Source organism: Acinetobacter sp. ABJ-A23_2 (genome assembly GCF_044538765.1).
GTDB lineage: Bacteria > Pseudomonadota > Gammaproteobacteria > Pseudomonadales > Moraxellaceae > Acinetobacter > Acinetobacter nosocomialis_A.
Genome location: NZ_JBIUCP010000005.1, coordinates 1 through 26,456, shown reverse-complemented (window position 1 = coordinate 26,456; position 26,456 = coordinate 1). Strand labels below are relative to the sequence as shown.

The following is a 26,456-nucleotide window of genomic DNA, read 5'->3' as shown; positions in this document are numbered from 1 at the left end:
CGATTAACTCTTGTATGTTGATAAAAAGAACCTATATAGATAAAAGGGTCGAGAGACCCTATAGCGACATTTTTTGAGGGAGAACCGCTTAGGTGACCAAACAATATATGACTCACCGTTGTCTGATTGCCCCGCCAGAAATGGCAGATGACTTTTTTGCAAATACTGTAATTTATCTTGCCCGTCATGACGAAGAAGGTGCTCAAGGTATTATTATCAATCGCCCTGCTGGCATCCAAATTAAAGAACTACTCAATGATTTAGACATTGATGCAGACAATGTAAATCCGCATGAGGTTTTACAAGGTGGTCCTTTACGCCCAGAAGCTGGTTTTGTGCTTCATACTGGTCAACCAACATGGCACTCTTCGATTGCTGTGGGGGAAAATGTCTGCATTACTACCAGTAAAGATATTCTCGATGCAATCGCACATAACGAAGGTGTTGGGCGTTACCAAATCGCACTTGGTTATGCGAGTTGGGGTAAAAACCAGTTAGAAGATGAAATCGCTCGTGGTGATTGGCTTATCTGTGATGCCGACATGGATCTGATTTTCAACTTGCCGTATGATGACCGTTGGGATGCAGCCTATAAAAAAATTGGTGTAGATCGTACATGGCTGGCTTCTGAAATCGGACATGCTTAATGACTGCAACACAATCAAAATCAATTATGGCTTTTGACTTTGGTACTCAAAAAATGGGAATGGCGATCGGCCAATCTGCAATTGAAAGTGCTAATCCATTGCCATTATTTGTGATGAAAGATGGGATTCCCAACTGGGACCAACTTTTAAAAATTGTCAAAGAATGGCAACCTGATTTGTTTATTGTCGGTCTTCCATTAAATATGGATGATAGCGAATCAGAGCTTTCTACACGTGCACGTAAGTTTGCACGCCGTTTACGCCATCAAACCAATATTGAAACATGGATGGTAGATGAACGACTCACCACCCGTGAAGCAAGAGAAGAACTTGGTTTTTATCAAGAACAAGGCCGTGCAAAGAAATTATCAGCAGATAGTTTTGCCGCAGCTTTGCTGATTCAAAGCTGGTATCGTAATCCTGTTGGCTTAACGCCATAAAATAAAAAAGCATGTTTTACACATGCTTTTTTATTGAGTTTAAAAACTTAAGCTTTTTATTTTTCAATAATATGTACTGTCGCAGTACGGCCAGATACAAACGCCAACTGATTTTTTGGTGCTTCGTCTAATACAATTTTTACAGGTACGCGCTGCGCTAAACGAACCCAGCTAAAGGTTGGGTTTACGTTTGCAAGCAATTTAGAACTGCTTGAACGCTCGCGGTCTTCAATACCCGATGCAATACCTTGCACATGTCCTTTAATTTTCTGACTGTCACCCATTAATTGCACACTTGCCTGATCGCCAATATGAATACGGTCTAATTTTGTTTCTTCAAAATATCCCACAACATAAAGCTGTTTACGATCGAGCAATGCTGCAACTGCTTGTCCGACTTGAACATAGTTACCAGGACGCAAATCAAAGTTAGAAAGTGTTCCATCTGCCGGTGCAACAACAGCCGCACGGTGCATATTGAGTTCTGCTAAATGTAAGTTACTTGTCGCTGCTTCAACCAGTGCCTGTTGCTGTTTAATAGTCGCTTCAGCTTGTTGAATCGCAGCTTGGAGTTGCTCATGTTCTGCATGTGATTGATCGCGAGTTGCAAAAACCTGATCTTGTTCTTGTTTAGAAATCGCGCCATCCATTAAGTTTGAATAACGGTTTGCATTTTTCTCAGCTAACTTAATGTTCGTGCTCGACTTAATCAAGTTTGCTTTGGCTTGTGCTAAACCTGCTTGTGCCTGAGCATATGCCGCTTTTGCTTTTGCCAAATCAGACTTTGCTTGCTCTACATCTAAAGCTCGGCGAGAGACATCAATTTTAAAAAGTACCTGACCTTTTTTGACAGTCTGGTTATCTTGAACCAATACTTCCGTTACAAGCCCTGCTACATCTGAAGAGACCTGAATAACGTCACCACGAACTCGACCATCACGTGTCCACGGCGCTGCATTATAATAGTTCCATAAATGCACAATGGTATAGACCGCAATCATTAATGCGACAATCAAAATCACTGGACGAATGACTTTTTTCAACTCCAATTGATTCATTTTACTCACCTAACTCAATCTTTAATCTGGCAATCATCTTTAAGCACCTAACCCAACAAAAATTTGGTGTATCACCAAAAGTAGTAAAAGGTAAAAACACAAATTGAAAATGCTGGGTAGTGCAATCCAGCCTTGTGCAATCCATTTGTTAGTTAAAGGACTTAACAAGCGGAAACATATATATGCAAATAAGGCTTGGACGAGCAAAGCGGGCACGTAAATACCGTAGACATTAAACTCACCCATGCGCTGTGGCTCCTGTAAGCGTACGATCTGCATTCATTTGGTTTGATGAAACATGACACATGCTATAAGCAATATTATTTAGCGAAATAAATAATCTTTGACGCAAAGTCATATCTTCAATATTTGAAGCAAGTTGTTTAAGTTCAAACAAGGTCTGATGAATGTGCTGTACTAATACATCACTTTCATCTTTTTCATTTTCTTTGGCTCTAAACAGCTCATCTAAATCTTGTTGCAAACGGCCAATGTGATGAGCTAGTTCTGAAGATGGCTGAAGCTGATTTGCTAACTCTTGAAGTCGGCTTAAATCAACAATCGCACTTGATTCAACCAATGCTTGATGAATCGATTTTTTAATCTCTTCTGACTGAACCATTTTGGTATTTAAAACACCCACACGGTCTAACATCGCACGTAAATGAACTTTGAATTCAATACCATAAGGAATGTATATGGCTTGGCGCATCGCACGGTAATGTAAAGCCAAAATACGGTTTGCACTGGTATCGGGTGACATAGCACGCACAACATCAATAACGACTAATGACACTAATACGCCCATGACCATACCAAATGAGCTATCTAAATAAGACACTGCGTCCATGCTGTAAGCATTGTGCAAGTTCAGCCCCATCATAGTATTAATACCTAGCACCATCCCGACCGGCATGAGTGCCTGATTCGCCATCATGGAAACCGCAAACAAGAACATTGGTAATAAAACGAGTCCAAGTTCCCAAAATGTGGTGACATGAGGAAAAATACCAAACGCGTAAATAAAAACTAAAACCGCCGAGGCCACACTGCCCCATATAAAAATACGCAAGACAGGAACAGGGTTATCTAGGGCCGTTAAGATACAGGCAGTGACTGCACCGATCTGTGCCATCATGAACCCAGCTTTCCAGCCAGAAAGAATCCACACACCAGTCACAATAAATGTAATTAGCACTGCACTAATACCACCTCTGACTGCCACACCATGATCTCGGTGTAAACTTGGATAGGTCGTAGTCATTGGGGTAATGTTATCTGGAATCTCTTTATTACCTTGCTTGATGCGTTGCCATAAAACTTTTACAGCTAAAACATTACTAATGAAATGACGCACATCCATTTTCATGGCAGCCAATAACACTTGCTGATGTTCAGAAGCCGAATCATTTAAGTTCAAGAAATCATTTTCAAACTCGTCAGGTAACTGCAGAATATTTTCATCAGTCATCTGATCTTTTTGTTCCAGAAAATGAATCACATGCCCTGAAAGCTGCTTTAATTTATCTGAATGACTTTCAATAAAATTGAGTTCTTGCAGTTGTTTAATTCGTTCAGATAAAGCAACCAAGTTCGCGACCACCATCGACATTTGATGGAGCATTTCTTGCAAAGGTTTGGTCATGCCATGCAACTCACCTTTTTCATAGCTCAAATGAACTGCCAGAGCATGAATATCGGTCGTATCACGAGTAATAGCAGCTAAAAGCTGTGTATTGTTTTGCTGTTGATCTGCATTTAACAAATTAGCAAACAGGTTTTCTGTATCTTTGAGGGTTTTCGTTACACGCTGTTTAATTGCCGAACCAATATGCATGGGCAAAATAGTCGCAGACACAACCGCACTCGAAATCACACCAATTGAAATCTCAAGTACACGAGCCAAAGCAATATCAAAAATATTGTACTGATCAATATAAGTAATCGCGTTATACACAATCATTGCGGTTGAATAACCAGCCAACATAAATGCATAACTGCGAGGAGTCCGATCTAATAAAGACACATAAAGCGCAAAGCCCACCCATAGTGATAACACAACCGTAAAGATCCACGGCGTATTAATCAAATGCGGAGTAATGGTTAAGGCAATAATGGCCCCGCCTACCGTTCCCAATAAACGATAAACGCATTTAGACGACACCATACCCGAATAAGGATTGGCGATAATCAGGACGGTACCGATCGACCACATTGGATTAATCAGGTCTAATTCGAACGAAACAAATAATGCCAACATACCGGCAATAAATGTCTTTATTGCAAAAATTAGATCAAGCTTACTCGGGCGGAAAGCCAGTATTTGCTTTAATAACATGAACTCATCTCAAATATAGATTTGAACTGATGAGCATGCTCATCAGTGTCCGTTTGCTTTTAAAAAAAGACAATACGACTTTGTCATTTGCCTATAAGACAAATGAGTTAATGAGAGCATCCTTCAATACAATGATTTTTCCTACATCTCTGCATGATGTACCGAGATGATTTCAGTTTGACCGCTATTTATACGACCAAGCTTAGGAAAGAAGAGACATCGAGAAAGCCGGTAGAATAAACCAATTTCTCGATTAGATATTTTGTTGCACAATTTTTTCAAATTAAAGTAATTTAGTCAACTAAAATATCTTTATTTGATAATTTGATATGTTTTCAGTTAATCATATATGATGTGCGAATCAAGAGAACTTTTCTGATTCTGAGCGTAAAATATTTAAATCAGGTAGTTATCTTGGAATTGAGACAAAGCTTCAATTTTTCTGTTATAAGAACTCAAGTGTGACCCGTTTATTAAGGATACGAATAAGACATCATGGCAATTTCAAGTTTTGGCAAAATTTTAACCGTACTGGATTTATTTTCAGTTTCACGACCAGTGATTAATGTCGATATTATTTGCGAAGAACTTGGCTTGTCTAAACCGACCAGCTACCGTTATCTAAAAGAACTCGTATCAGCCGACTTATTAAAACGTATTAATGGTACTTCTGGCGATTACACTTTAGGCTCAAAAATAGCAGTTCTTGACTATGTATCAAGAACAACAGACCCATTGGTCCAAATCAGTACGCCGTTTATGCGCAATATTGTAGAGCGTACTGAACTTTGCTGTTTACTCACCTATTTAAATGATGACTACTGCATTGATATTCATCATGAGATTTTTAAAGATACTGAATTACTTTCGTATGGCCGAGGCTGTCCGCGCCCGATTTATGTCGGTGCATCACCAAAAACAATGGTGTCACATTTAAGTAAACAGCGCATGCATGACTACTATGAACGTTTTAAACATGAACTGTCGCAGTCAGGGTTTGCTCTAGACGAACCAAGCTTTATTCAACGCATGCGTAAAATAAAGAAACAAGGCTTCTATTTCTCACAAGGTGAGATTGACCCTAATGTTTCAGGCCTTGCCGTACCCGTTCGTTTTTCGAGTAAAGAAGTTCCTTTAGCATTAACGCTAGTGGCATCCAAGAACCGTTTTGACTTTTTAAATATTCAAAAACTGATTGAAATTTTGCAAGAAAATGCTGGATTGATTGAGCAGCGTTTTATGGAACTTTCAGAAAAAGGTGAGATCTAAAATAATATTTTTGATAATTTAAAGTTTTCTTACACTTTAGAGCATTGAAAATATCTAAATATTCTCATATTATGATTTTAGCACCTATTGATGATTCTTTTCATCAGCAGCTCATCAATAGAAGGCTCTCCCTCAGAGGAATAAGCTCATGCTGCCATCATGGGCTTTTTTCTTGCTTAATTTTTAGCAAAAACTTATGAAAACTTGAACTGACGAAAAGTCAGATTAATACGTGGCTGTAAAATTTTTGTCGAACGATTTAAACGGTGTTGCCAATATTGTTGAGTCTCACCGCGCATCACAATGAGTTGACCTGGCTGTAACCACATTTCAACTTTTTCTTTGCTTTGAATATGCCTAAAAGAGAACTTTCGCGTTGCTCCAAAACTTAAAGAAGCAATAGTAGTTGTTCTGGCTAAAGATACATCCGAGTCACTATGCCAAGCCATCCCTTGAGTTCCGTCTTCATAAAGATTGGCTAAGCAAGAATTAAATTTTTCTGAAAGTATCTGCTCTACTTGCTGTTTTAATTTGGCAAGTGCTCTGTCCCACGGTAAAGAATCACGAAAAACACCAGAATATTTATACCGATAATGCTCGTCACCATACCAAGCAACTTTGCGGGGAGTAATAAAGTGCTTGCCGTATAACTTCGCTTCATCATGTCGCCACGCCAGATGTTGGTAAAAATAATGAAAATATTGCTCGGCTTCTTCGGCACTTAAAATACATCCGTAGTCCTGAACTTCGCCATCATATGGTAATAAATTTGTACAAGGTTCTGGAGAAAATAAATCTAGTGTCATGCAATCTCCCCTTGCTATTTAGCCATTTCTCAAGCTAACAATGCCAGTTTACACCCTTTTTGCCAATGGTATTTATTAACCATACTGATTATGTGAGTCACTCTATTCTGGCACTTTGCAATAAAAAAGCCTTTCTCAAGGAAAGGCTTTTTAGAATCTTATTTGGTTTTATGGCTGCTTTAGATATGGCCACGCGGCTTTTAAATAAATAAACATTGACCACAAAGTCAGAATGACAGCCGTATATAACAAAGCATAAGCCAGCATTTCTAAAGGCTGCCAATTCAGTAGGAATACACTAATCGCAATCATTTGAAATGCGGTTTTATATTTACCTACAGTTGACACTGCTACACTGGTTCGCGCACCAAGTTCTGCCATCCACTCACGTAAAGCAGAAACAGTAATTTCCCGTGAAATAATAACAATTGCAGCAAAAGCCATCGCAATGGTAGGTTTCCACTGCACTAGAACAATAAGTGCAGCTGCGACCATCAGTTTATCTGCAACCGGGTCTAGGAATCGGCCAAATGCTGAAGTCTGGTTTAACGTTCGTGCTAGATAACCATCAAACCAATCGGTTACGGCAGCCAGCACAAAAATTGCAGTCAAGATAATATGACGAGTCATACTTCCTACGTGCTCACCAATACCTATTGCAGGCGGCCAATATGCAATCACCAAAAATACAGGAATAAGCGCGATACGCGCCAAAGTTAGGATATTTGGGATATTCAGGATTCGCCCTGTGGTCATAAACACCGCCAATTTAGTCTTCACGCATCTTTTAACAGACAAAGACACATACTTCAATATTGTATCTATCTGTAACAGCCACTTTATACGAAATATGTGAATCGAGAAAGTAGATTGCTTAGGTAAATACCGTAACAGTTTGCCGCAAAATTGCAATTAAATGATCACTTTGGTCCCAAAGATATGCATATTCTGTGGAATAACCCTCAGCTGCATGTTCTGTGACAACTTTATATTTAAACCAGTCACACAATTGATGCTGGACTGGGTTCATATAAGTAATATGCCACGTTAAAGAACTTGCAGGCGCAACTTGCTTAAACATGGGCAAAACACCCGGCGGCCAAATATCCATCAAAACAATCAAATCAGGCAATGTTAGTTGACGATTTTCATGTTGCTCTGGTGAGAACCTTGACCAGCCACCAAAGTCCGGATGCTCACTTGCTGTCACTGGATAATTACCATCAGCCCAACACACTTCGAAATGCTGAAAGCATTCAGGCATATGTTTGGCAAAAGGAATAACAGATAAATTTTCAGGTTGCACATATGTAGGAGCAACAGGTTCTTGTTTTACCTCAATACTCGATACACGAGATGCCCCAAAACTTGCGACCAAAATGGTTTGTACTGCACCATCTTGCCATAAACGTGTCTCAAGCGTAGTGACTGACTTCCCTTCTCTTAAAATTTCAGTAGTCAATCGGGCAGAACCTTGCTGTACAGGGCCCACAAAAGTAACATTACAACTTAATAATCTTTTATTTGAATCTTGAATGTGGGAGTATGCTTTTTGCATTAATAGCCCAGCAACAAGGCCGCCAAAAACCGTTCGACCCTGTAACCACCCTGCGGGTATATCAATCCATTCATTTTGTTTTACATCTTCAAATAGCTGTAATAATGACATGCATATCCCTAAGTCATGTGCGTGATTAGGAAGTATCTTTCATTATTTTGACCATCATGTGAATGATCATTCAGCTATTAATTTACGAGCGCTTTTGTCACTCAAATTTTAAATACGTGGCTACTCATGCAAAATTTTATAAATCGTTCTTGCCATCACTTCACCTAATCCCGGTACCACAGTCAACTCTTTTTCCGATGCTTTTAACACGCCTTGAATCCCACCAAAATGTGTTAATAAATCTCGACGGCGTTTAGGCCCTAAGCCCGGAATTGCTTCTAAAACTGAGGTACTACGGCGTTTATCACGCTTAGCTCGGTGTTTGGTAATGGCAAAACGGTGAGCTTCATCACGCACCTGTTGAATCAAATGTAGAGCCTTATTATCTTCAGGCAACTGAATTTTTGTACCATCAGTAAAATGAAGCGTTTCAAGTCCCGGTTTACGTCCTTCACCCTTTGATACACCAATCATAAAAGCCTCAAGTCCAAGCTCTTGCATAACTTCCATTGCCATATGAAGCTGGCCTTTACCACCATCAATTAAAAGCAAGTCAGGCAGCATCGCCTTTTTATAACGACGCGTTAAAGCTTGTCGCATCGCAGCATAATCATCGCCCGCGGTAATATCTTGAATGGCAAACTGTCGGTAGTCCCGTTTACGTGCACCGCCTTGGTCGAACACTACGCATGATGCGATCGGTGCTTCACCCATGGTATGACTAATATCAAAACATTCGATACGATCAATTGGACGGCCAACCACCTGCTCAAGCTGGTGGAAACGCTCATTGAGTTCTAAGTGGTTACTCAACTGCCCTTTAATCGCATGTTGAACATTCATTTCGGCAAGTTCTAACCATTCAGCACGTGTTTCTCGTACACTGCTCTTAATCTGGACTTTCTTTCCAAACTGCTGTGCTAAGGCTTCTTCCAACTCTTTACGATCAGGTAAGGCAGTATTTACAATCAGTTCACTTGGTACTTCATCGGCAACCTGAAAGTAAAAGTTTGCCATAAAGTCACTTAGCATTTGACCAAGGTCATCACCTAACATGTCAGGGAAATAGCTTTTACCTCCCAACATACGTCCGTTACGTACATGCATAATCTGCACACATGTCACGCCAGCCTGATAGGCAATTGCCAAAATGTCAGCTTCACCTTTTACTTTGAAAACAGCTTGTTGCGCTTGGACTTCACGGAGTAAAGATAACCGATCCCTATAAAAAACAGCTTTTTCAAATTCAAGATCCGCCGCTGCCTGCTCCATTTTCGCAATCAGCTCTTGGTTTAATTCTTTGGTGTCACCTTGTAAGAATCGAATACTGTTATTCACATCTTCTTTGTAATCTTCTGGTGAGACCAAGCCTACACACGGAGCCGAGCAACGCTTGATTTGATATTGCAAACATGGACGCTTGCGCTGTGAGAAGTAACTATTTTCACACTGACGGACATTAAAAAGTTTTTGTAAAACCAGTAAGGTGTCTCGGGCACTATAAGCACTTGGATAAGGTCCAAAGAATTTGCCAATTTGGTGCTTACCTTTACCACGTCCACTGGCAATTCGCGGATATGGCTTATCTGCGGAAACAAAGATATAGACGTATGACTTGTCGTCTCGCAACATGATGTTATAAGGCGGACGATGTTGTTTAATTAAGTTTTGTTCTAAAAGCAGCGCTTCAGTTTCTGAACGCGTGACAAGCGTTTCAATATCATAAATTCGTGCAACTAAAGCCTGAGTTTTCGGATGCTCAATGGTTTTGACAAAATAACTCGATACCCGATTTTTTAGGTTTTTCGCTTTGCCCACATATAACAATTCACCCTCTTTCCCTAGCATTTTATAAACGCCTGGAAGCTGGGTCATATGGGCTAAAATTTTTTCAATATGAGGACGAGCGTTTTGATTCACTATTGGCATGCATGGCTTAATACTGAATACCTAATGTGATGTTTTCATCCTTACTTTTCAAGTGCTTTACTGTGCCAGAACCTAAATTTGACAAGGGATGACAAAGTAGACCGACAAAGTGTGTCGTACATCTTTAAGAATCGAGACGATAGTAACTATATTTCACGTCTTTTTCTTTATACACCGCATAGGTTTTTTGACGAAAATCTGAGAACCAGCCATTGCCCGTATAGCCAGCAATATGTCCGTAGGTATGGCCACTGGTACGTTCAATAATATAAATATCGCCTTCTTGAGGACGGTTGAATGCTGGTTTGATTTTCTTATAGCCGTTCTTTTCTAGAGTATGCCCCCAGTCAGATGCAGCTACTGGATGCTTTGAAACATCTGCACCTGCAGCTTGTAAAGCAATACGGATATTCTTGGCGCATTTTTCTTTACTGTGCTTTGCTGACATGCTCTCAAGTTTGCTTGAGAACTTATGCAGATCGATATTTTGGTCTTCTACTTTATGTCTTTTAGAAGTTGATCGGCTATGCTTTTTAGTCTCAGCCGAAGCTTTGTTTAACATCGCTTTCGTTTTTAAGTCACCCTGAGAACTTTCTTCTTTTCTCAATTTAATGTGGTGAACATGTGCATGAGCTACGTGATGAGCATGAGCCATTTTGAAACCTACTTCCGCTAACCAGTCTTCGAAAAAACGGAGCAATTGTAGAATCAAAATTATGCGTTGGCTTTTAATAGTTGTAACAAATTGCCAGCACTGTGAAATGAGTCACAAAAACAATTTATCGAATTTATTCTATAAAAAATCCCTTTCGAGCTTACTAAAGATTGGTCAATCCCATCTATTTCAACACGATTGACCAAGCACTTATAGAGGGTTTCAGATTAGTTTAAATTATTTAAATAAACTGTTCGCTCTGCAGTTTTTTGAATAAAGCACTGAGTATATTGCATCTCTTGATTTTGTTTACGCATATCAGCAGTCCAATAATCGGATTGCTTTTGGTAAGTTTCTAAGTCCTTTTCGGGAATTTCTTCCACACTTTTTTGTGCCAGTACTTTACATTCAACATCACGTTTTTTAAACCAATCCGATTGATCTTGTTTAAATTGAGTTTTTTTCTCAGCGCTCAATTTATCCCAAGTCTGATTTAAGCGTTCCACTTGCTTCACTTTGTCGCTATCCAATTCTTTTTTACGAACATCCATGGCTTCTTGAGCCAAAGCAGTCTGCTCTTCATTATTTTGTTCAGATATTTGTCGATTTTCTTCAATATTTTCGTCAATCAACTCATTTTCTTTAACATAAGCAGCATATTGCACAGCTTTAGTAGCAACAAAAACCAATCCTTCAATCACAGTGTTTTGACTTGGCAAGTCAAACACCAACCCCTCTTTATCTGTTTTTGTAATGTTATAGAAAAATTCACCTTTCAATTGGTCATTTTCAAGAGTCAAAGATGATTCATTATCCGAAAAATAGTCATTAAGCGTTTGCGATTCTTCATTAGAGTGACGCAGTTCTTCAACATATGCTTTTTCCGCACGTTTTTGTAAACCTTTAGGAAATGAAACAACTAACTGGCTTTCACAGCTGAGTTGTGTATTTTTTTGGCTTTCATCTTCTAACGGTAAAGTGCGAATATTTTTAATTTCAAACTTCAAACCTTGATTAATTTTATTAAGAATATCAGCATCAACCTGATATTGACTTTGTCTTAAGCTACGTTCGATTTGCTTCAAATATTCTTTTTTCAAAGAGGTTTGAATCTGATTTAAATTGTCAGGATGCGTACAGCTCCAATCCGAAATTGCCTCAACTTTTTCTGTTTTTGATTTTGGCTCTGGCTTAGATTTACCACATCCAGTTAATATTACTGCTGCACTGAATGTAGTTATTACTAAAGCTTGTTTCATCACCGTATTCATTTATATTCCACGCAAATTTTTAAAATTTATTAAGTACAAGAAAGGCATATATTTACCAGTCGCATTATGATCCCAATAATTAATATAAAATTCACCTAAAATTTTAAATAAAATACTCCCCACGCTAATAATCATCGTTTTAAATGCATAAAAATAAATCTAAATTATTTAAATAATCACAATAAAAAAACGCCCTTTCGGGCGTTTTAATTAAAATACATATGGTCGTACAAAAATCAGGAAGAAAATTCCAAGCATGAGGAACCATTTTAAGAAGTAATATAATTTACGGTTTTTAGCTTTTAATGCTTTGGCTTTAATACGAATTTGGTACACATAACCAAAAGCTTTATTTAAACCGCCAGTTTGGTCACCTGTTTCATTCGGTGAACTTGCTGCAGTCATCACATTACGGCCAAACCAATGATTAAAACGTTCCATCCATTTCACTTTCATCGGACGCTCAACGTCCGCGAAGAAAATGATACGGTTTTGATCGGTCTTATTTTCAGCATAGTGAATATACGTTTCATCAAACACAACGCTTTGACCGTCACGCCAAGAGTATCTTTCACCATCAACGTCAATAAAACAGCGATCATCATTTGGTGTAATTAAACCCAAGTGATAACGAAGTGAACCTGCATACGGGTCACGGTGTCTAACCAAACGGCTGTCAGGAGCAAGTTCGGTAAACATTGCCGCTTTAATGGTCGGTAGTGTTTTCAGTAAAGCTGTCGTTTTTGGGCAAAGCTCAGCAGCCGAAGGATGGCTTGACTCGTACCATTTCAGGTAAAAACGTTTCCATCCTGTTTTAAAGAAAGAGTTGAAACCTAAGTCGTTATAGGTACTCGAAGCTTTAATCCCGCCTTGGTCATATAAAGCTTTCGCTTCATCTCGAATCATTTCCCAATTTTCATCTAACACTTTTAAATCTTTAAAGTGTTGAGTATCGATATAAGGCTGATTCGGTACCTTTGAAAAGATGTACATTAAAAAGTTAATCGGTGCGAGCAAGGTTGAATGGTCAAAAAATTGACGATAAAACGAGTGACGCACTTTGCCGCGATGTTGGATATACAATGCAGATATTACAAAAATCGCTAATACGATCCACTTAATCATATTGCTACTCTTTCAAAAGTTTAGGGCAACATTACCTTAATTTTCGAAGGTAATAGTAACCAGAAGAATATTTAACTGGCGCAAATTTTAACAAAATTGACTTATAAAAAGCGAATGCAAAAAATTAAAGAACCTATTTAGATGTATCAATCCCCTTAAAATATAAAACATAACTTATTTTTTATAGATATAAATAGCCCAAGTTTAGTGAATTTATAGCTCAGTTTTTTAAGCAGTATTACTAAGCAATTGACTTTTTTGACAAGAAATTAATTTTTTATAAATGCCATTTTTCATATAGAAAATTCATGACTCAAGTCTCTCATAAATAAAAACTTAAACTAAAACAAAAGCCTTTATACGCTCTCTATGTATATGATTTTCTTTATGCATTTAAGTGGTATGAATTCAATAAAAAATAAGATGACCCTTGCGTCACGGCTTGATACAACTTGTCGGGTTCTTTTTAGATATAGTTATCGTAAGATTAGCGAAGCATAAATGTGTACCGGAGCTGTACACACGCTTCATAACATCAACTTAGAAATCCTCCAAAACTAAGGAGATCAGGCATGATCCACGCTGGCAATGCCATTACCGTCCAAATGCTTGCGGACGGAATTGCAGAATTCCGCTTTGACTTACAAGGTGAGTCGGTCAATAAATTTAACCGTGCAACAATTGAAGATTTCAAAGCTGCTATCGCGGCTGTAAAAGCCAATAACGATATTAAAGGCTTAGTTGTAACTTCTGGTAAATCTACATTTATTGTTGGTGCAGATATTACTGAATTTGGTGAAAACTTCGCACAAGGCGAAAAAGCGATTGTTGACTGGCTTATGCCTGTTCACGAAATCTTCAATAGCTTTGAAGATTTAGATCTTCCAAAAGTTGCTGCTATTAATGGCATGGCTTTGGGTGGCGGTTTTGAAATGTGTTTAGTGTGTGACTATCGCGTGATGTCAGAAGCTGCACAAGTGGGCTTACCAGAAATCAAACTTGGTATTTATCCTGGTTTCGGTGGTAGTGTTCGTTTAAGCCGAGTTATTGGTATCGATAACGCGGTTGAATGGATGGCAATGGCTGCTCCTAAAAAACCGGCTGCTGCGCTTAAAGATGGTGCTGTAGATGCGGTTGTCGCTGCGGACAAATTACTTGATGCTGCAACTGACTTGGTTAAGCAAGCGATTTCTGGTCGTTTAAACTGGAAAGCAAAACGCCAAGAAAAACTTGACGCTGTAAAATTGAACCCGCTTGAACAAATGATGGCGTTCAACACAGCAAAAGGTGCTGTACTTGCTAAAGCAAACCCAGCTCAATACCCTGCTCCAAAATTATTACTTGATTCATTACAAGCGGGTGCAAGCCTTGCACGTGATGAAGCTTTAAAAGTTGAAGCTGAAGGCTTTGCTAAAGCAGCAATTACTCCACAAGCTGGTGCATTGATTGGTTTATTCATCAATGACCAAGTTGTGAAAAAAGCATCTAAACAACATGAAAAAGGTGCTCACCCTGTAAATCAAGCGGCTGTACTTGGCGCTGGTATTATGGGTGGCGGTATTGCTTACCAAGCGGCAAGCAAAGGCACACCAATTATCATGAAGGATATTGGTAACCCACAACTTGCACTAGGTATGTCAGAAGCAAACAGCTTGTTAACTAAACAAGTTGAACGCAAGAAAATGAAACCTGCGCAAATGGGTGAAACGCTTGCTCGTATCCGTCCTACTTTAAGCTACGATGAGTTTAAAGAAGTTGATATCGTGATCGAAGCAGTAACTGAAAATCCAAAAGTTAAAGAAATCGTACTTGCAGAAACTGAGAAAAATGTTCGTGAAAACACGATCATTGCTTCTAACACTTCTACAATTTCAATTACACGTTTGGCAAAAGCATTACAACGTCCTGAAAACTTCGTTGGTATGCACTTCTTCAACCCAGTTCACATGATGCCGCTTGTAGAAGTTATTCGTGGTGAAAAAACTTCTGAAGAAGCAATTGCAACAACAGTCGTTCTTGCTCAAAAAATGGGTAAAACACCAATCGTTGTAAATGACTGCCCAGGGTTCTTGGTTAACCGTGTATTGTTCCCTTACTTCGGTGCATTTGACCTTCTTGTAAAAGACGGCGCAGATTTCCAGCAAATTGACAATGTAATGTCTAAGTTTGGTTGGCCAATGGGTCCTGCTTACCTCATCGACGTTGTAGGTATCGACACAGGTGTACATGGTGCTGAAGTGATGGCGGAAGGTTTCCCTGACCGTATGAAGCCAGACTACAAAGGCGCAATCCAAGCAATGTATGAAGCGAAGCGTCTTGGTCAAAAGAATGACGTAGGTTTCTACAAATACGAACTCGACAAGAAAGGCAAGAAAGCAAAAACTGTTGATCCAACAGCGTATGAAGTGATTGCACCGTTCGTCACTAGCGAAAAACGCGAATTTGATAACCAAGAAATCATTGACCGTATGATGCTTGCTTTCTGTAACGAAACAGTTCGTTGCTTAGAAGACAAGATTGTAGCAACTGCATCTGAAGCAGACATGGCGATGATTATGGGTGTAGGTTTCCCTCCATTCCGTGGTGGTCCATGCCGTTACATCGACCAAACAGGTGTTGCTGAATATGTTGCGCTTTGCGACAAATATGCACACTTAGGTAAGGCTTATGAAGCGCCGCAAATGTTGCGCGACATGGCTGCTAACAACAAAAAATTCTACGGTTAAGGAGCGACGTGAATGGCTACTTTAAATCCACGTGACGTTGTGATTGTTGATGGCGTTCGTTCTGCCATGGGCAAATCTAAAAACGGTATGTTCCGTAATGTACGTGCCGACAGTTTATCTGCTGAATTGGTTCGTGCGCTCGTTGCCCGTAACCAGTTTGATGTAAATGAAGTTGAAGACCTGATCTGGGGCTGTGTAAACCAGACTCTAGAACAAGGTATGAACATTGGCCGTAACATCGGTTTATTGGCTGACTTGCCTAAAACTGTTGCTGGTCAAACAGTGAACCGTCTTTGTGGTTCATCTATGCAAGCGCTTCATACTGCTGCTGCACAAATTGCGACTAACCAAGGTGATATTTTCATTATTGGTGGTGTAGAGCATATGGGCCACGTAGGTATGATGCACGGCATCGACCTTAACCCAGAAGCATCTAAACACTATGCAAAAGCATCTAACATGATGGGCTTAACGGCTGAAATGTTAGGTCGCATGAACGGCATTACTCGTGAAGAACAAGATGCATTCGGTGTTGAATCTCACCGCCGTGCTTGGGCTGCAACTCAGGAAGGTCGTTTCAAAAATGAAATCGTTGGTGTTGAAGGCCACGATGCAAATGGTTTCAAAATCCTTTGCGACATCGACGAAGTGATTCGTCCAGATGCAAACCTCGAAGCATTCAAAGCATTAAAACCTGTATTTGACCCTAAAGGTGGTTCAGTAACAGCAGCAACTTCTTCTGCTCTTTCTGACGGTGCTTCTGCAATGTTGCTTATGTCTGCTGAACGTGCTCAAGCATTAGGTTTAAAACCACGTGCTGTAATTCGCTCTATGGCAGTTGCAGGTTGTGATGCTGCAATCATGGGTTATGGTCCAGTTCCAGCAACTCAAAAAGCACTTAAGCGTGCTGGCTTAACGATGGCTGATATTCAAACTATCGAATTAAACGAAGCATTTGCTGCTCAAGGCTTGTCAGTAATGAAAGGCTTAGGCGTTTATGACAAGCAAGACATCATTAACTTAAATGGTGGTGCGATTGCTTTGGGTCACCCACTAGGCTGTTCTGGTGCGCGTATCACCACTACGTTGTTAAACGTAATGGAACAACAAGATACTCAAATTGGTCTTGCGACTATGTGTATTGGCCTTGGTCAAGGTATTGCAACGATTATCGAACGTGTTTAATTAACACCAAGATAAAAAAATCCCCGCTCAATGCGGGGATTTTTATTTTATCGGCCTTTTAAACCATCTTGAATTTGCTGCTGTAAATTTATAATGTCATTAAGATTTACTTTCATCGTACCATCACGATAAGCATCAACATTACTTCGGTTAATATTCAGCGGCTTTAAGATTTCAAAAATACCATTGGTTGGGTCAGAAGATTGGATTCCACCCGCTACTGCCAAAATATATTCTCGTAAAAATGGAGACAGTTGTGAGAGATCAGGCTGCGCCATAACTGGCTGATAATCTACGGTCGTCATACCTTCAGGGACTAAAGCATTCTGTATATTGTTATGTATTTTATATTCATGGTGTTGTAGTGCTTGGCGTACCTTCTTATCTTCTTGAAACGGTACAAAGCCCACTTCGTCACGTAACTCAGATTCAGCCATAACTCGAATAGTGGGTAAAGTCGTTACCTCTTCTGCCTGAACAGTTGGCAAACCCATAAAAGCAAATGCAGCAATCAAAGCTGATTGTTTTAGAAAGTTCATAACTAGCTCCAAAAATCAGTCACCCTATTTCAATTAAAAGATGAAGATTCAAACAAAGGTCTCTATAAATAGGCTACAACAAACTACTTTTTGATTCAGTAAAGCTCGGATAAACGGTAAATATAATTAAAATTTTTAATGTAATAGTAAGGGATTTTTTTAATAAAAAGCTGAATAGAAAAACCACCCTATAAATGAGTTATAACTATTTATAGGGTGGTTTTTATTTTATAGATTTTATTTATTCTCTAACATTTCTTTTAAAGAATCGACTAATTGCGGAAATGTCGTATAACCTTCCCTACCTAAAAAATGCCCGCCATTAGGAACTGTAATGTACGGTGCATCAATATCCTTAGCCAATTGAACTGTTAGTTTTGGTGGAACCAGATCATCATTATCAGACAAATACACCAGCTTTTTACTTATACCCTTAAAGTAATTGGTGTCGATTTTGCTCTTTGTTATATAAGCTGTGAGAGGTGAAGAATCTGCAATTGGTCCAGAGAATCCAGATACTAAAATCATTCCTCCAATATGTTGATAACCATGTCTTTGCAAAAAGTGCAGCAAAGTAATCACACCCAAACTATGTGCCACAAAATAGGTATTTTCATTAACGTTAGGAATCTGTTCATCTAGTACCTTCTGCCAAGCATCTACATCGGGATGCTCAGAATCTGGAAATGGTATTAAGGTCACAGCCGTATGTTCATCTTCTATTTGATGTTTTAGATCCAAGAACCAGTGATCATTTATAGAAGCTGAATAACCATGAAGTACAAATATTTGACGCATGTTCTTCTCCTGAAGTTCCAATGTTTTGGCATTTGCAACAAATGACATCGATCCGAATAACACCAATAAAATGAGTTTTCTGATCATTGAACAAGTACCATTTTGAAAGATAAAAGCATGCTAAACTATGACACCACTGTTAAGGTCAAGCCTATTTTATGAACCTCGCTAAAGTCGCCGAGCTTACAAAAGTTAGTCCACGTATGCTGCGTTATTATGAAAGTTTAGGGCTAATACAACCACATCGTGCAAGCAATAACTATCGCAGCTATACGCAAAAAGATATTGAAAATATTAGAAAAATTAAAATATTAAATGATGCTGGTATGACGCTAAAAGATATCCAAGTGTTATTACCGTGTTTTGATTTAGATGAAAGGATATTTACGCTCTGCCCTATTGTTCAAGAAAAGCTACAAACAGAACTGATGCATGTATCTGAGCAGTTAAACAAACTACAAACTTCTCAAAGTTTATTACAATCTTTCTTGGTAAAAGGCAAAGCTGAGAGCACCAATACATAGTAGTTGATGCTCATGCTATAATTATTCTTCTAGCTCATTTTCTAAAGCAGCCACGTTCTTTTTCTTAATACTTTCAATTTTTGCATTAAGCTTTAAGACATGTTGGTAAAGCTCGTTAAATTTTTTAACTTGAGCATTTTCATGAAAAAGGATCATATGATCTTTCTTTTGCCACGAATAGTTTTTTAGAAGTTTAAACATTTCCTCTGCGTCATCTAAAATTTGTAGCTCAATCATAAAAATCGTATGGTCTTGATCAGCCTTTTGCTGAGTTCCCAATTTCATTTCAAGAAGTTGTCTCGTATCTGCATCAACAGATAATTCCTGAATTTTAGCGAGAAAGGTCTTATGAATCGATTCATATTCAGACTGATACTTATCTGAAGCTTTCCGAACATCCGCCAACATCTTTTCTGTTTCGGCATATTTTTGTTTTTTATCAAGGTCCAAACGGTCAACATTTAAAAAAGTATCCCACTTTGCAGCTTTTAGTTCTCTTAAATATTCATTGCGGGCATTTACGTTTTGAACCCAATAACTTAAAAGAAACTCTGAGACTTGCTTATAGTGTCCTGCAAGCCGTTTATCATGAATATCGAGTTGTACAGGTTTAGACCAATCTTGAGCCTGTTCATAAAGTTCACTCATTTTTTCATTCATTACGACATCGAACATTTCGCTACTGTCTTTAGCTTGTTGCTGTTTGATATGTTGATAGGAAAAAAAGACAATACCTGCAATCACCACCAGACCTGCAATTGCAATCAAAATTCGGCGCATACACACCTCCTATTTCCATTCTTATAGTTTTGCTCTTTATAGTTATAAAATAGAGCTCTTTCTTCTTTATATGTCATTTATTTCATAATACGCAACACTCTATTCGCTATTCAATGCTTTAAATCCTTGCACATCATCCCTATTATGATGAGTAATTAAAATTTATGAGATTCTCCCATGCGTGTTGATGTCTGGTCTGATGTAGTTTGTCCTTTCTGTTACATCGGTAAAAAACGCCTTGAACATGTCGCGGCTGAAGCTGGTATTGAACTTGATATTCATTGGCATAGTTTCGAATTAGATCCGAATGCGCCAGCAACACATGACACTTCAAATACTGAGCGTTTAGCGAAAAAATATGGCCGTACCTATGAAGAGATGGAAGAAATGGAGCGCAACATTGCGGCCATGGCTGCCTCTGAAGGTATCGACTTCCAATGGCAAAAAGCCAACTCAGGCAATAGCTTTAACGCTCACCGTATTATTCACCTTGCCCAAAGTAAAGGTTTAGGTAATCAAGCAAAAGAAGCCTTTTTCCATGCTTATATGACTGAAGGTTTAGCGATTGGTGAACGTGAAGTCGTAGAGGAAATTGCTTCTCGTATTGGCCTTGATAATGCCGAAGTTGAATATGTACTCGATACGAATGAATTGGCTGACTTCGTTCGTCATGACGAGAAAATTGCGCACGAGCAGCTCAATGTAACTGGCGTACCATTCTTTGTATTTGATCAAAGAATTGCGCTTGCAGGTGCACAGCCTCGTGAAGTGTTTTTACAAGTGTTAGAGCAAGCACAACTGAAAGCAAATGCTGAAGAAATCGAGCAAGATGACGCAGCTGTTTGTAATGATGAAACATGTGATATTCCACAAGATAAACAGTCTTAATTGTAAAGTGTGAACAAATCGTATGTTTTATCACCGTTTTAGCAATAGAGCGTTCTAAAAAAAGAACTATTCAATTGTTTAAAATGTGTTTATGATTGCGGCTTAGAATATTCGCGCTGTAATGTTCTGTTTTTTATGTGTTTAATGATCGGAATTTGAAGTTTCCTTGATCTAAAATCCCCCTAGTTTGGGGGATTTTTTTTGCTTAAAAATTCTCGCTAATAGCTTAAACTTTTTAACTTATTTCAAATATGTAAGAAAAGTTAAATTTACTTAACTTTTGTGTCGTCCTCTTGATTTTATTAGAAAAATCAACAAAAGTGACAATAACAACAAAACATAAAAGATAGATATGAAAACATTTCACGTTATTACGTATCGGCAGCTTTTCGCACTTGTAACTTTAGGATTTGGTTCAGTATGCATGGCTCATGCAGAAGTAAACTCTTCTTCAACTCAGCAAGTCAAAGGTTCGTCATCTGGAGTACAAACCGAAGAAAATAAAGATGAAAATCTTTTAGACCAGATTCCAAGGTGGATTGATGCCACCCCAACGATTTTTCCGGAACAGTCCAATCAACCGATTGTTCCACCCACCGAGCAAACCGAAGACCAGACTTGGTTTGATCGCAAGCAAAAGAAAATCCGCAATTGGGCCGATCATACATCTGAAAAAATTGACAACTGGTTTGGTGAAGTCGACCCTCAAAAACCAGCAACAGCAACGATCCGTGTGATGGTTGATAACTATTGGAATGAGTACGATAACTTTGAAATAAAGCCCAGAATTCGCGGTAAGATCAAGCTTCCTACACTAGAGAAACGTTTGAGCGTGGTATTTGGTGATGACTCATTAGATAATGAATTTAATAACAGTCCGGCCAATATCAACCAGAATCCAAATCAAGATTCAAACAAGAAAATTGATGCTAAACGCACACGAGATGACAATAGTTCAATCGCGTTACGATGGTCAAATTTCTCTAAAAAATTGCCGTTTGAAACAGATGCCGACTTGGGTATACGCTCTGGAGACGACGTGTATGTCCGTTTAAAAGCATCAAGAGATTGGCAACTCCGTAATGACTTTAAATTTTATGCAGAAGAAATTTATCGATATGGTATTCATAGCGAAAATTATTTACGTACTAACCTAGAACTCACCCATGCTCGTCCAAATCAGCCAATATTATCAAATCAGTTCAGCTTAACGTATGCCGATGATCAAGACGATGATTTAACATGGGAGAACCGACTTTTCCGTGAACATAGTTTCTTTGCAAACAACCGTTTTAACTACGGTATTTATACCGGCGGTTATTACAATAGTAACGATTTACGTTTAAATAGTTGGGGACCATTTGTCTCATGGCGCCAACCTCTTTTACGTGAATGGTTCTTTGTACAAGGCGACGTCAATTACTTTAATGACCACCGTGAAGATCGTAATCATTTCGTGAGTACTTTCTTGCGTTTAGAAGCGCTGTTCTAATTGCTACGGACCACCTTGGAGGTTGCCTCCAAGGTGGTGAAAAATAAAATACTTTTAAATAAAAATTTAAGCTTTTTCCCTTACAATACTGAGCTAACTTTTGATTCCTGATTTTCAGAAAAATGAATCAATTCTCTTCTTTTTCATTCGAATATAAATCTAAAGCCTTACTTTGTATTTATAGTTTAGGTATGCTGGTTTTAATCCCTCATACGCAACTTTTCTCTACTTCTTTCAAGCATCAACGCTCTACAAGACGATCTCTACATTCGTCCACCCTATTCATAAGAAATAATAGTCACATACTCTCTTTTTCGCCTTCACCCTGTGAAGCAGAAACAAATAATGATTCAGATGCCGCACTTATTCAGGACCTGATGGCGGTGTTTGGAAATGATACGTTATGGAGCCGTGCAACTCAGCCCAAGCACCCTTATAAAACCTTAGGTAAGAAAAAGAAGAAAGCTTCAACACCCCATATTTCGGTTAGTAATCCACTTACCGCAGGCTGGGATACGATTTCAACATGGATGCCATTTGAAAATAATCTTGATTTAGGCTCAAATTCAGACAGTGATGTTTACGTACAATTTCTTGCCAAGAAAAAATGGAATTTAAGACATAACATAAGCATAGATACCGAACAGGTCTTTCGCTACGGTTCAACCAGCCGAAACTATACGGAAACAACGCTCAACTTAACACAGAAAATGCAAGACAACACCCTATTCGCTAACAAATTTAATGTGAATAAGAGTGAAAATGAAGAATACAACTGGGGTAATTGGACTTTTCAACAATTTGAGTTTGTAAAAGACAATAGTCTGACTTACGGTATTTATAGTGGTGGCGTATATACCAAAAATGACATGCGGGTAAATAGTTGGGGCCCCTATCTTTCATGGCGTCAGCCTATATGGCGAGATTGGATTTTTATGCAAAATGATCTTAATTTTTTTAATCATATTGATGATGACCCTAAGCATCAACTTAGTGTACAAATGAATCTGGAAGCTAATTTTTAACCAAAAATCATTAAGTTGTGGATAACTCTTTCTTTATCCACAAAAAAGCCCCTGACAGTTCAGAGGCTTTTTTTATATCGAAAAATTATTTCAACAATAGGCTATTAATACGCTTCACATAAGCTGCTGGGTCTTCTGGTAAACCACCTTCTGCAATCACAGCCTGATCAAAAATCACGTTTGCCAAATCATCAAACTGTTCTGAACCTTCAAGTTTTTTCACTAAAGGATGCTCAGGGTTAATTTCTAAAATTGGCTTGATTTCAGGTACAGCTTGCCCCGCTTGTTTCAGCATACGAATCAGTTGAGGAGATAACTCACCTTCACTTGTTACTAAACACGCAGGAGAATCTACCAAACGGGTGGTTACACGTACTTCTTTAGTTTTAGCCTTCAACGAGTCACTTAATTTCTCAACCACAGGCTTAAACTGTTCAGCCGCTTGCTCAAGTGCCTTTTTCTCTTCTGCATCTTGCAAGTCACCTAAATCAACAGCGCCTTTAGATACATTCTTCAATGGCGTACCGTCAAACTCATGAACAAAGTTCATTGCCCACTCATCAACACGCTCTGCCATTAACAATACTTCAATGCCTTTTTTCTTAAACAACTCTAGCTGTGGAGAGTTTTTAGCAGCAGCTAAGCTGTCAGCAGTAACGTAATAAATGGCTTTTTGGCCTTCTTTCATGCGCGCTTTATAGTCTGCAAAAGAAGTTACCACTTCATCATTTGTTGAAGTTGCATAACGTAATAATTTTAAAATACGCTCGCGATTACCGAAGTCTTCACCCAAGCCTTCTTTAAGCACTGAACCAAACTCAGTGTAGAACGTCTTGAATTTTTCTTGGTCTTTTTCATCTTCTGATTTAGCCAAGCCATCAAGCAAAGTGAGTACACGGCGTGCGTTACCTTCACGAATTGTCTTAACGTCACGGCTTTCTTGCAACAACTCACGGCTCACATTAAGCGGTAAATCGGCGCTGTCCACGACACCTTGTACAAAGCGTAAATAGTTTGGAATTAAATTATCCGCATCATCCATAATGAATACGCGTTTTACATACAGCTTAATTCCCGCTTTTGCTTCACGTGTAAAAATGTCATGAGGTGCTTTACTTGGAATATAAAGTAACTGGGTATATTCCGTACTACCTTCTACACGGTTATGCGCCCAAGCCAGTGGTGCTTCGAAGTCATGCGTTAAGTTTTTATAGAACTCAACATATTGCTCTTCAGTCACTTCACTCTTGTTACGTGTCCATAAAGCACTTGCAGAGTTAATCGCTTCCCATTCGTCAGTTTTGACCATTTGGCCACCTTTAGGTTCTTCACCTTCAGCGACTTCCTCTTCTTGCCAAACTTCTTTTTGCATTTCAATTGGCAAGCTAATGTGGTCAGAATATTTATTAACGATCTGCTTAACTTTATAAGATTCTAAATAATCAAGCGCGTCATCACGCAAGTGAAGAATAATGTCAGTACCACGTGAAGCTTTATCAATTTGCTGAACTTCAAACTCGCCTGTACCGCCACTAATCCAACGCACCCCTTCAGAAGCATCTACACCTGCGCGGCGTGATTCCACCGTAATTTTATCGGCAACAATAAAACCTGAGTAGAAACCAACACCAAACTGACCAATCAACTGAGCATCCGCTTTCTGGTCACCCGTCAATTTTGACATGAAGTCTTTAGTACCAGATTTTGCAATGGTACCTAAGTTATCAATTGCTTCTTGTTGGCTTAAACCAATACCGTTATCAGAAATCGTTAACGTTTTATCTTCTTTATTTAAGCTGATTCGTACATGTAAGTCCGGATCATTTTCATAATATTCAGGATGATTAATTCCTTCGAAACGCAACTTATCACATGCATCTGATGCATTCGAAATAAGCTCACGCAAGAAAATTTCAGGGTTCGAATAGAGAGAATGCGTCACTAAATGTAAAAGCTGTGCTACTTCTGCTTGGAAACTATAATTTTGTGATGCTTGTTCACTCATAAATCACTCCTTAAATTTTGAAGTTTGTTTGTTCTCGAATGCTTTATGAATGGAGTACTTCTAGAATTTTTCAATCCTGAATATTAAAAAATTTTTCTTTAACTAAAATGGACCGTGACTTAATACCCTATCTTGTAAGATAGAATCTAACTGTTGTTGCCTCTGTTGATAAGCTTTGGAAATACAACTTACATTAGCTGCGCAAGCATTTCTTTTTTTCAACCACTGCTGCTGCGTATCTTTTTGATTATCACGACCACCCATTGGCAAAGCATGTAAAACAATTTGATAAGTCGTTGCCATTTTGACATCTGCATCATTTAAAGAACGGTTTTTACAAATGCTTACTTCCGTCTTGGTTTTTGCTGCATCGCAAGAGAAACTAGCTGCCTGCACACTATGAGTAAAAGCCATACCACTTAAAAGTGCTAAGCCTATGGCGAATTTTCTATTCATGAGGTTATTCCTTTAAAGATATATAAAAAATAGTTTAAAAATAAAGGGTGAAAGAATATGTAGAAAACTGTCTGTTTTATGCTTTTTTTAGTGAGAAAAATAAAATAAAAAACCTCACATAAAATCTATGTGAGGTGCCTGAGTCTAGGTTTGTTATTATATTTTTTCTATTTATTATTATGCTTAAAATTTATAGCTATAACCTAAAGTGTAAACAAACGGGTTAATATCCAAGTCGAATTTAGCACCATTTGTTAAAGTAACTTCTGGGCTAATATCCGCGTAGCGAACATCTACAAATACACCCCAATTTTTTGCATCAGCAGGTTGAAAGTTAAAACCAACTTGACCAGCTACACCAAAATCTTCTTTTACTTTGTCAGCAACACCTTGTTCATCCCAAGGAATAAATGCTGTCGCCCCGATACCAATATACGGTGTAAAACGAGTTGAGTTTTTAAAATGATATTTCGCGGTAATTGTCGGTGGCAATTGTTTAATACGCGCTACTTTCTGACCATCTAATAAAACATCATGATTAACTGGCGTTGCTAATAATAATTCTGCCGAAAAAGGAGATTCGCCAAAAAAGTATTCAACTGATGGTGTAAATGCATATTCATTATCAGCCTTTACTATACCTAAAGCAGTTGTTGTATCTTCTGATGGAGCAATAACACTACCACCAAATTTTACTTGCCAATTACCAGCAAAAGTAAATGAAGACATCCCCATTAATGCAATAACCAACGCTTTTTTGAACACTTTAATATCTCCAACCTTATTTATATTTATAATAACCATTTATTTTAAATTGATGCAACACCCATT

Annotated in this window: 25 protein-coding genes and 1 pseudogene; 9 read left to right on the top strand and 17 right to left on the bottom strand. The window is 38.6% G+C overall.

Annotation, left to right across the window (positions count from 1 at the left end; all coding sequences use genetic code 11):
* Positions 1-92: 92 nt before the first annotated feature.
* Together ACH63V_RS03010 and ruvX are read left to right on the top strand one after the other, a co-directional pair.
* Entirely contained in the window at positions 93-647 is a 555-nt protein-coding gene (locus tag ACH63V_RS03010; protein ID WP_001979301.1) for a YqgE/AlgH family protein, read from the top strand.
* Positions 647-1,087 (top strand): Holliday junction resolvase RuvX, encoded by a 441-nt coding sequence (gene ruvX, locus ACH63V_RS03005; RefSeq protein WP_000127528.1) that lies wholly within the window; start codon positions 647-649, stop codon positions 1,085-1,087. The genes ACH63V_RS03010 and ruvX overlap by 1 nt, the downstream gene beginning before the upstream one ends.
* A gap of 56 nt (positions 1,088-1,143) precedes the next feature.
* Here ruvX and ACH63V_RS03000 read toward each other — a convergent pair whose 3' ends face one another.
* Genes ACH63V_RS03000 through ACH63V_RS02990 form a run of 3 tightly spaced genes read right to left on the bottom strand, consistent with a single transcriptional unit; the run spans position 1,144 to position 4,483 of the window.
* Positions 1,144-2,145 carry an HlyD family secretion protein gene (locus tag ACH63V_RS03000; RefSeq protein WP_174723304.1) on the bottom strand — a complete coding sequence of 334 codons (1,002 nt, stop codon included), beginning with the start codon at positions 2,143-2,145 and terminating at the stop codon, positions 1,144-1,146.
* A 39-nt stretch (positions 2,146-2,184) separates the two neighbouring features.
* The gene (locus ACH63V_RS02995) at positions 2,185-2,391 is read right to left on the bottom strand and encodes a DUF1656 domain-containing protein (RefSeq protein ID WP_263612794.1); all 207 of its coding nucleotides are present in this window, start codon (positions 2,389-2,391) and stop codon (positions 2,185-2,187) included.
* On the bottom strand, positions 2,384-4,483 hold the full coding sequence (locus ACH63V_RS02990) for an FUSC family protein (RefSeq protein ID WP_396462683.1): 2,100 nt from the start codon (positions 4,481-4,483) through the stop codon (positions 2,384-2,386). Before ACH63V_RS02990 ends, ACH63V_RS02995 begins: the two co-directional genes overlap by 8 nt.
* Positions 4,484-4,978: 495 nt before the next feature.
* Between ACH63V_RS02990 and ACH63V_RS02985 the strand changes: the two genes are divergently transcribed.
* Positions 4,979-5,752, top strand: a complete 774-nt coding sequence (locus ACH63V_RS02985) for an IclR family transcriptional regulator C-terminal domain-containing protein (RefSeq protein ID WP_263612792.1) — start codon at positions 4,979-4,981, stop codon at positions 5,750-5,752.
* Positions 5,753-5,946: 194 nt separating this feature from the next.
* On the opposite strand, the gene ACH63V_RS02980 is transcribed toward ACH63V_RS02985, so the two are convergent.
* The 8 genes and pseudogenes from ACH63V_RS02980 to lpxO all read right to left on the bottom strand — a co-directional run bounded on the left by ACH63V_RS02980 (position 5,947) and on the right by lpxO (position 13,207).
* On the bottom strand, positions 5,947-6,558 hold the full coding sequence (locus tag ACH63V_RS02980) for an alpha-ketoglutarate-dependent dioxygenase AlkB family protein (protein ID WP_396462682.1): 612 nt from the start codon (positions 6,556-6,558) through the stop codon (positions 5,947-5,949).
* Between the two features lie 168 nt (positions 6,559-6,726).
* Complete coding sequence (gene pgsA, locus ACH63V_RS02975; RefSeq protein WP_002156973.1) at positions 6,727-7,314, bottom strand: CDP-diacylglycerol--glycerol-3-phosphate 3-phosphatidyltransferase; 588 nt, start codon at positions 7,312-7,314, stop codon at positions 6,727-6,729.
* Positions 7,315-7,432: 118 nt separating this feature from the next.
* A complete protein-coding gene (locus ACH63V_RS02970; RefSeq protein ID WP_396462681.1) occupies positions 7,433-8,227 on the bottom strand; it encodes a thioesterase family protein in 795 nt (264 codons plus the stop codon).
* Positions 8,228-8,347: 120 nt separating this feature from the next.
* The gene (gene uvrC / locus ACH63V_RS02965; RefSeq protein WP_396462680.1) at positions 8,348-10,147 is read right to left on the bottom strand and encodes an excinuclease ABC subunit UvrC; all 1,800 of its coding nucleotides are present in this window, start codon (positions 10,145-10,147) and stop codon (positions 8,348-8,350) included.
* 133 nt (positions 10,148-10,280) lie between these two features.
* Complete coding sequence (locus ACH63V_RS02960; protein WP_077162870.1) at positions 10,281-10,811, bottom strand: CHAP domain-containing protein; 531 nt, start codon at positions 10,809-10,811, stop codon at positions 10,281-10,283.
* Between the two features lie 227 nt (positions 10,812-11,038).
* Positions 11,039-12,082 (bottom strand): DUF1311 domain-containing protein, encoded by a 1,044-nt coding sequence (locus tag ACH63V_RS02955; protein ID WP_396462679.1) that lies wholly within the window; start codon positions 12,080-12,082, stop codon positions 11,039-11,041.
* Positions 12,079-12,205, bottom strand: a pseudogene (locus ACH63V_RS02950) (hypothetical protein). The gene ACH63V_RS02955 and the pseudogene ACH63V_RS02950 overlap by 4 nt, the downstream one beginning before the upstream one ends.
* An 87-nt stretch (positions 12,206-12,292) precedes the next feature.
* Positions 12,293-13,207: a lipid A hydroxylase LpxO gene (gene lpxO / locus ACH63V_RS02945; protein ID WP_004699120.1), complete on the bottom strand. Its 915-nt coding sequence runs from the start codon at positions 13,205-13,207 to the stop codon at positions 12,293-12,295.
* 572 nt (positions 13,208-13,779) lie between these two features.
* Between lpxO and fadB the strand changes: the two genes are divergently transcribed.
* Both fadB and fadA read left to right on the top strand, forming a co-directional pair.
* Positions 13,780-15,933, top strand: a complete 2,154-nt coding sequence (gene fadB / locus ACH63V_RS02940; protein WP_396462678.1) for a fatty acid oxidation complex subunit alpha FadB — start codon at positions 13,780-13,782, stop codon at positions 15,931-15,933.
* Between the two features lie 12 nt (positions 15,934-15,945).
* Entirely contained in the window at positions 15,946-17,118 is a 1,173-nt protein-coding gene (gene fadA, locus ACH63V_RS02935; RefSeq protein ID WP_335864134.1) for an acetyl-CoA C-acyltransferase FadA, read from the top strand.
* Positions 17,119-17,165: 47 nt separating this feature from the next.
* Here the strand turns inward: fadA and ACH63V_RS02930 are convergent, their stop codons facing one another.
* Entirely contained in the window at positions 17,166-17,657 is a 492-nt protein-coding gene (locus ACH63V_RS02930; RefSeq protein ID WP_396462677.1) for a hypothetical protein, read from the bottom strand.
* A gap of 237 nt (positions 17,658-17,894) precedes the next feature.
* Positions 17,895-18,542 carry an RBBP9/YdeN family alpha/beta hydrolase gene (locus ACH63V_RS02925; RefSeq protein WP_396462676.1) on the bottom strand — a complete coding sequence of 216 codons (648 nt, stop codon included), beginning with the start codon at positions 18,540-18,542 and terminating at the stop codon, positions 17,895-17,897.
* A 71-nt stretch (positions 18,543-18,613) separates the two neighbouring features.
* On the opposite strand from ACH63V_RS02925, the gene ACH63V_RS02920 reads away from it, so the two are divergent.
* A complete protein-coding gene (locus ACH63V_RS02920; RefSeq protein WP_396462675.1) occupies positions 18,614-18,979 on the top strand; it encodes a MerR family transcriptional regulator in 366 nt (121 codons plus the stop codon).
* Between the two features lie 21 nt (positions 18,980-19,000).
* On the opposite strand, the gene ACH63V_RS02915 is transcribed toward ACH63V_RS02920, so the two are convergent.
* Positions 19,001-19,759, bottom strand: a complete 759-nt coding sequence (locus tag ACH63V_RS02915) for a hypothetical protein (protein ID WP_396462674.1) — start codon at positions 19,757-19,759, stop codon at positions 19,001-19,003.
* Positions 19,760-19,936: 177 nt separating this feature from the next.
* On the opposite strand from ACH63V_RS02915, the gene ACH63V_RS02910 reads away from it, so the two are divergent.
* From ACH63V_RS02910 to ACH63V_RS02900, 3 genes are all read left to right on the top strand, one after another.
* Positions 19,937-20,647 carry a DsbA family oxidoreductase gene (locus ACH63V_RS02910; RefSeq protein WP_263612779.1) on the top strand — a complete coding sequence of 237 codons (711 nt, stop codon included), beginning with the start codon at positions 19,937-19,939 and terminating at the stop codon, positions 20,645-20,647.
* A gap of 352 nt (positions 20,648-20,999) precedes the next feature.
* Positions 21,000-22,139, top strand: a complete 1,140-nt coding sequence (locus ACH63V_RS02905; protein ID WP_396462673.1) for a hypothetical protein — start codon at positions 21,000-21,002, stop codon at positions 22,137-22,139.
* A 122-nt stretch (positions 22,140-22,261) separates the two neighbouring features.
* Positions 22,262-23,164: a selenocysteine synthase gene (locus tag ACH63V_RS02900; RefSeq protein WP_396462672.1), complete on the top strand. Its 903-nt coding sequence runs from the start codon at positions 22,262-22,264 to the stop codon at positions 23,162-23,164.
* An 85-nt stretch (positions 23,165-23,249) separates the two neighbouring features.
* Here the strand turns inward: ACH63V_RS02900 and htpG are convergent, their stop codons facing one another.
* From htpG to ACH63V_RS02885, 3 genes are all read right to left on the bottom strand, one after another.
* The gene (htpG, locus tag ACH63V_RS02895) at positions 23,250-25,169 is read right to left on the bottom strand and encodes a molecular chaperone HtpG (protein ID WP_396462671.1); all 1,920 of its coding nucleotides are present in this window, start codon (positions 25,167-25,169) and stop codon (positions 23,250-23,252) included.
* A gap of 102 nt (positions 25,170-25,271) precedes the next feature.
* Entirely contained in the window at positions 25,272-25,625 is a 354-nt protein-coding gene (locus ACH63V_RS02890; protein ID WP_263612775.1) for a lysozyme inhibitor LprI family protein, read from the bottom strand.
* A 183-nt stretch (positions 25,626-25,808) separates the two neighbouring features.
* Positions 25,809-26,390: an OmpW family protein gene (locus ACH63V_RS02885; RefSeq protein ID WP_396462670.1), complete on the bottom strand. Its 582-nt coding sequence runs from the start codon at positions 26,388-26,390 to the stop codon at positions 25,809-25,811.
* Positions 26,391-26,456 lie beyond the last annotated feature (66 nt).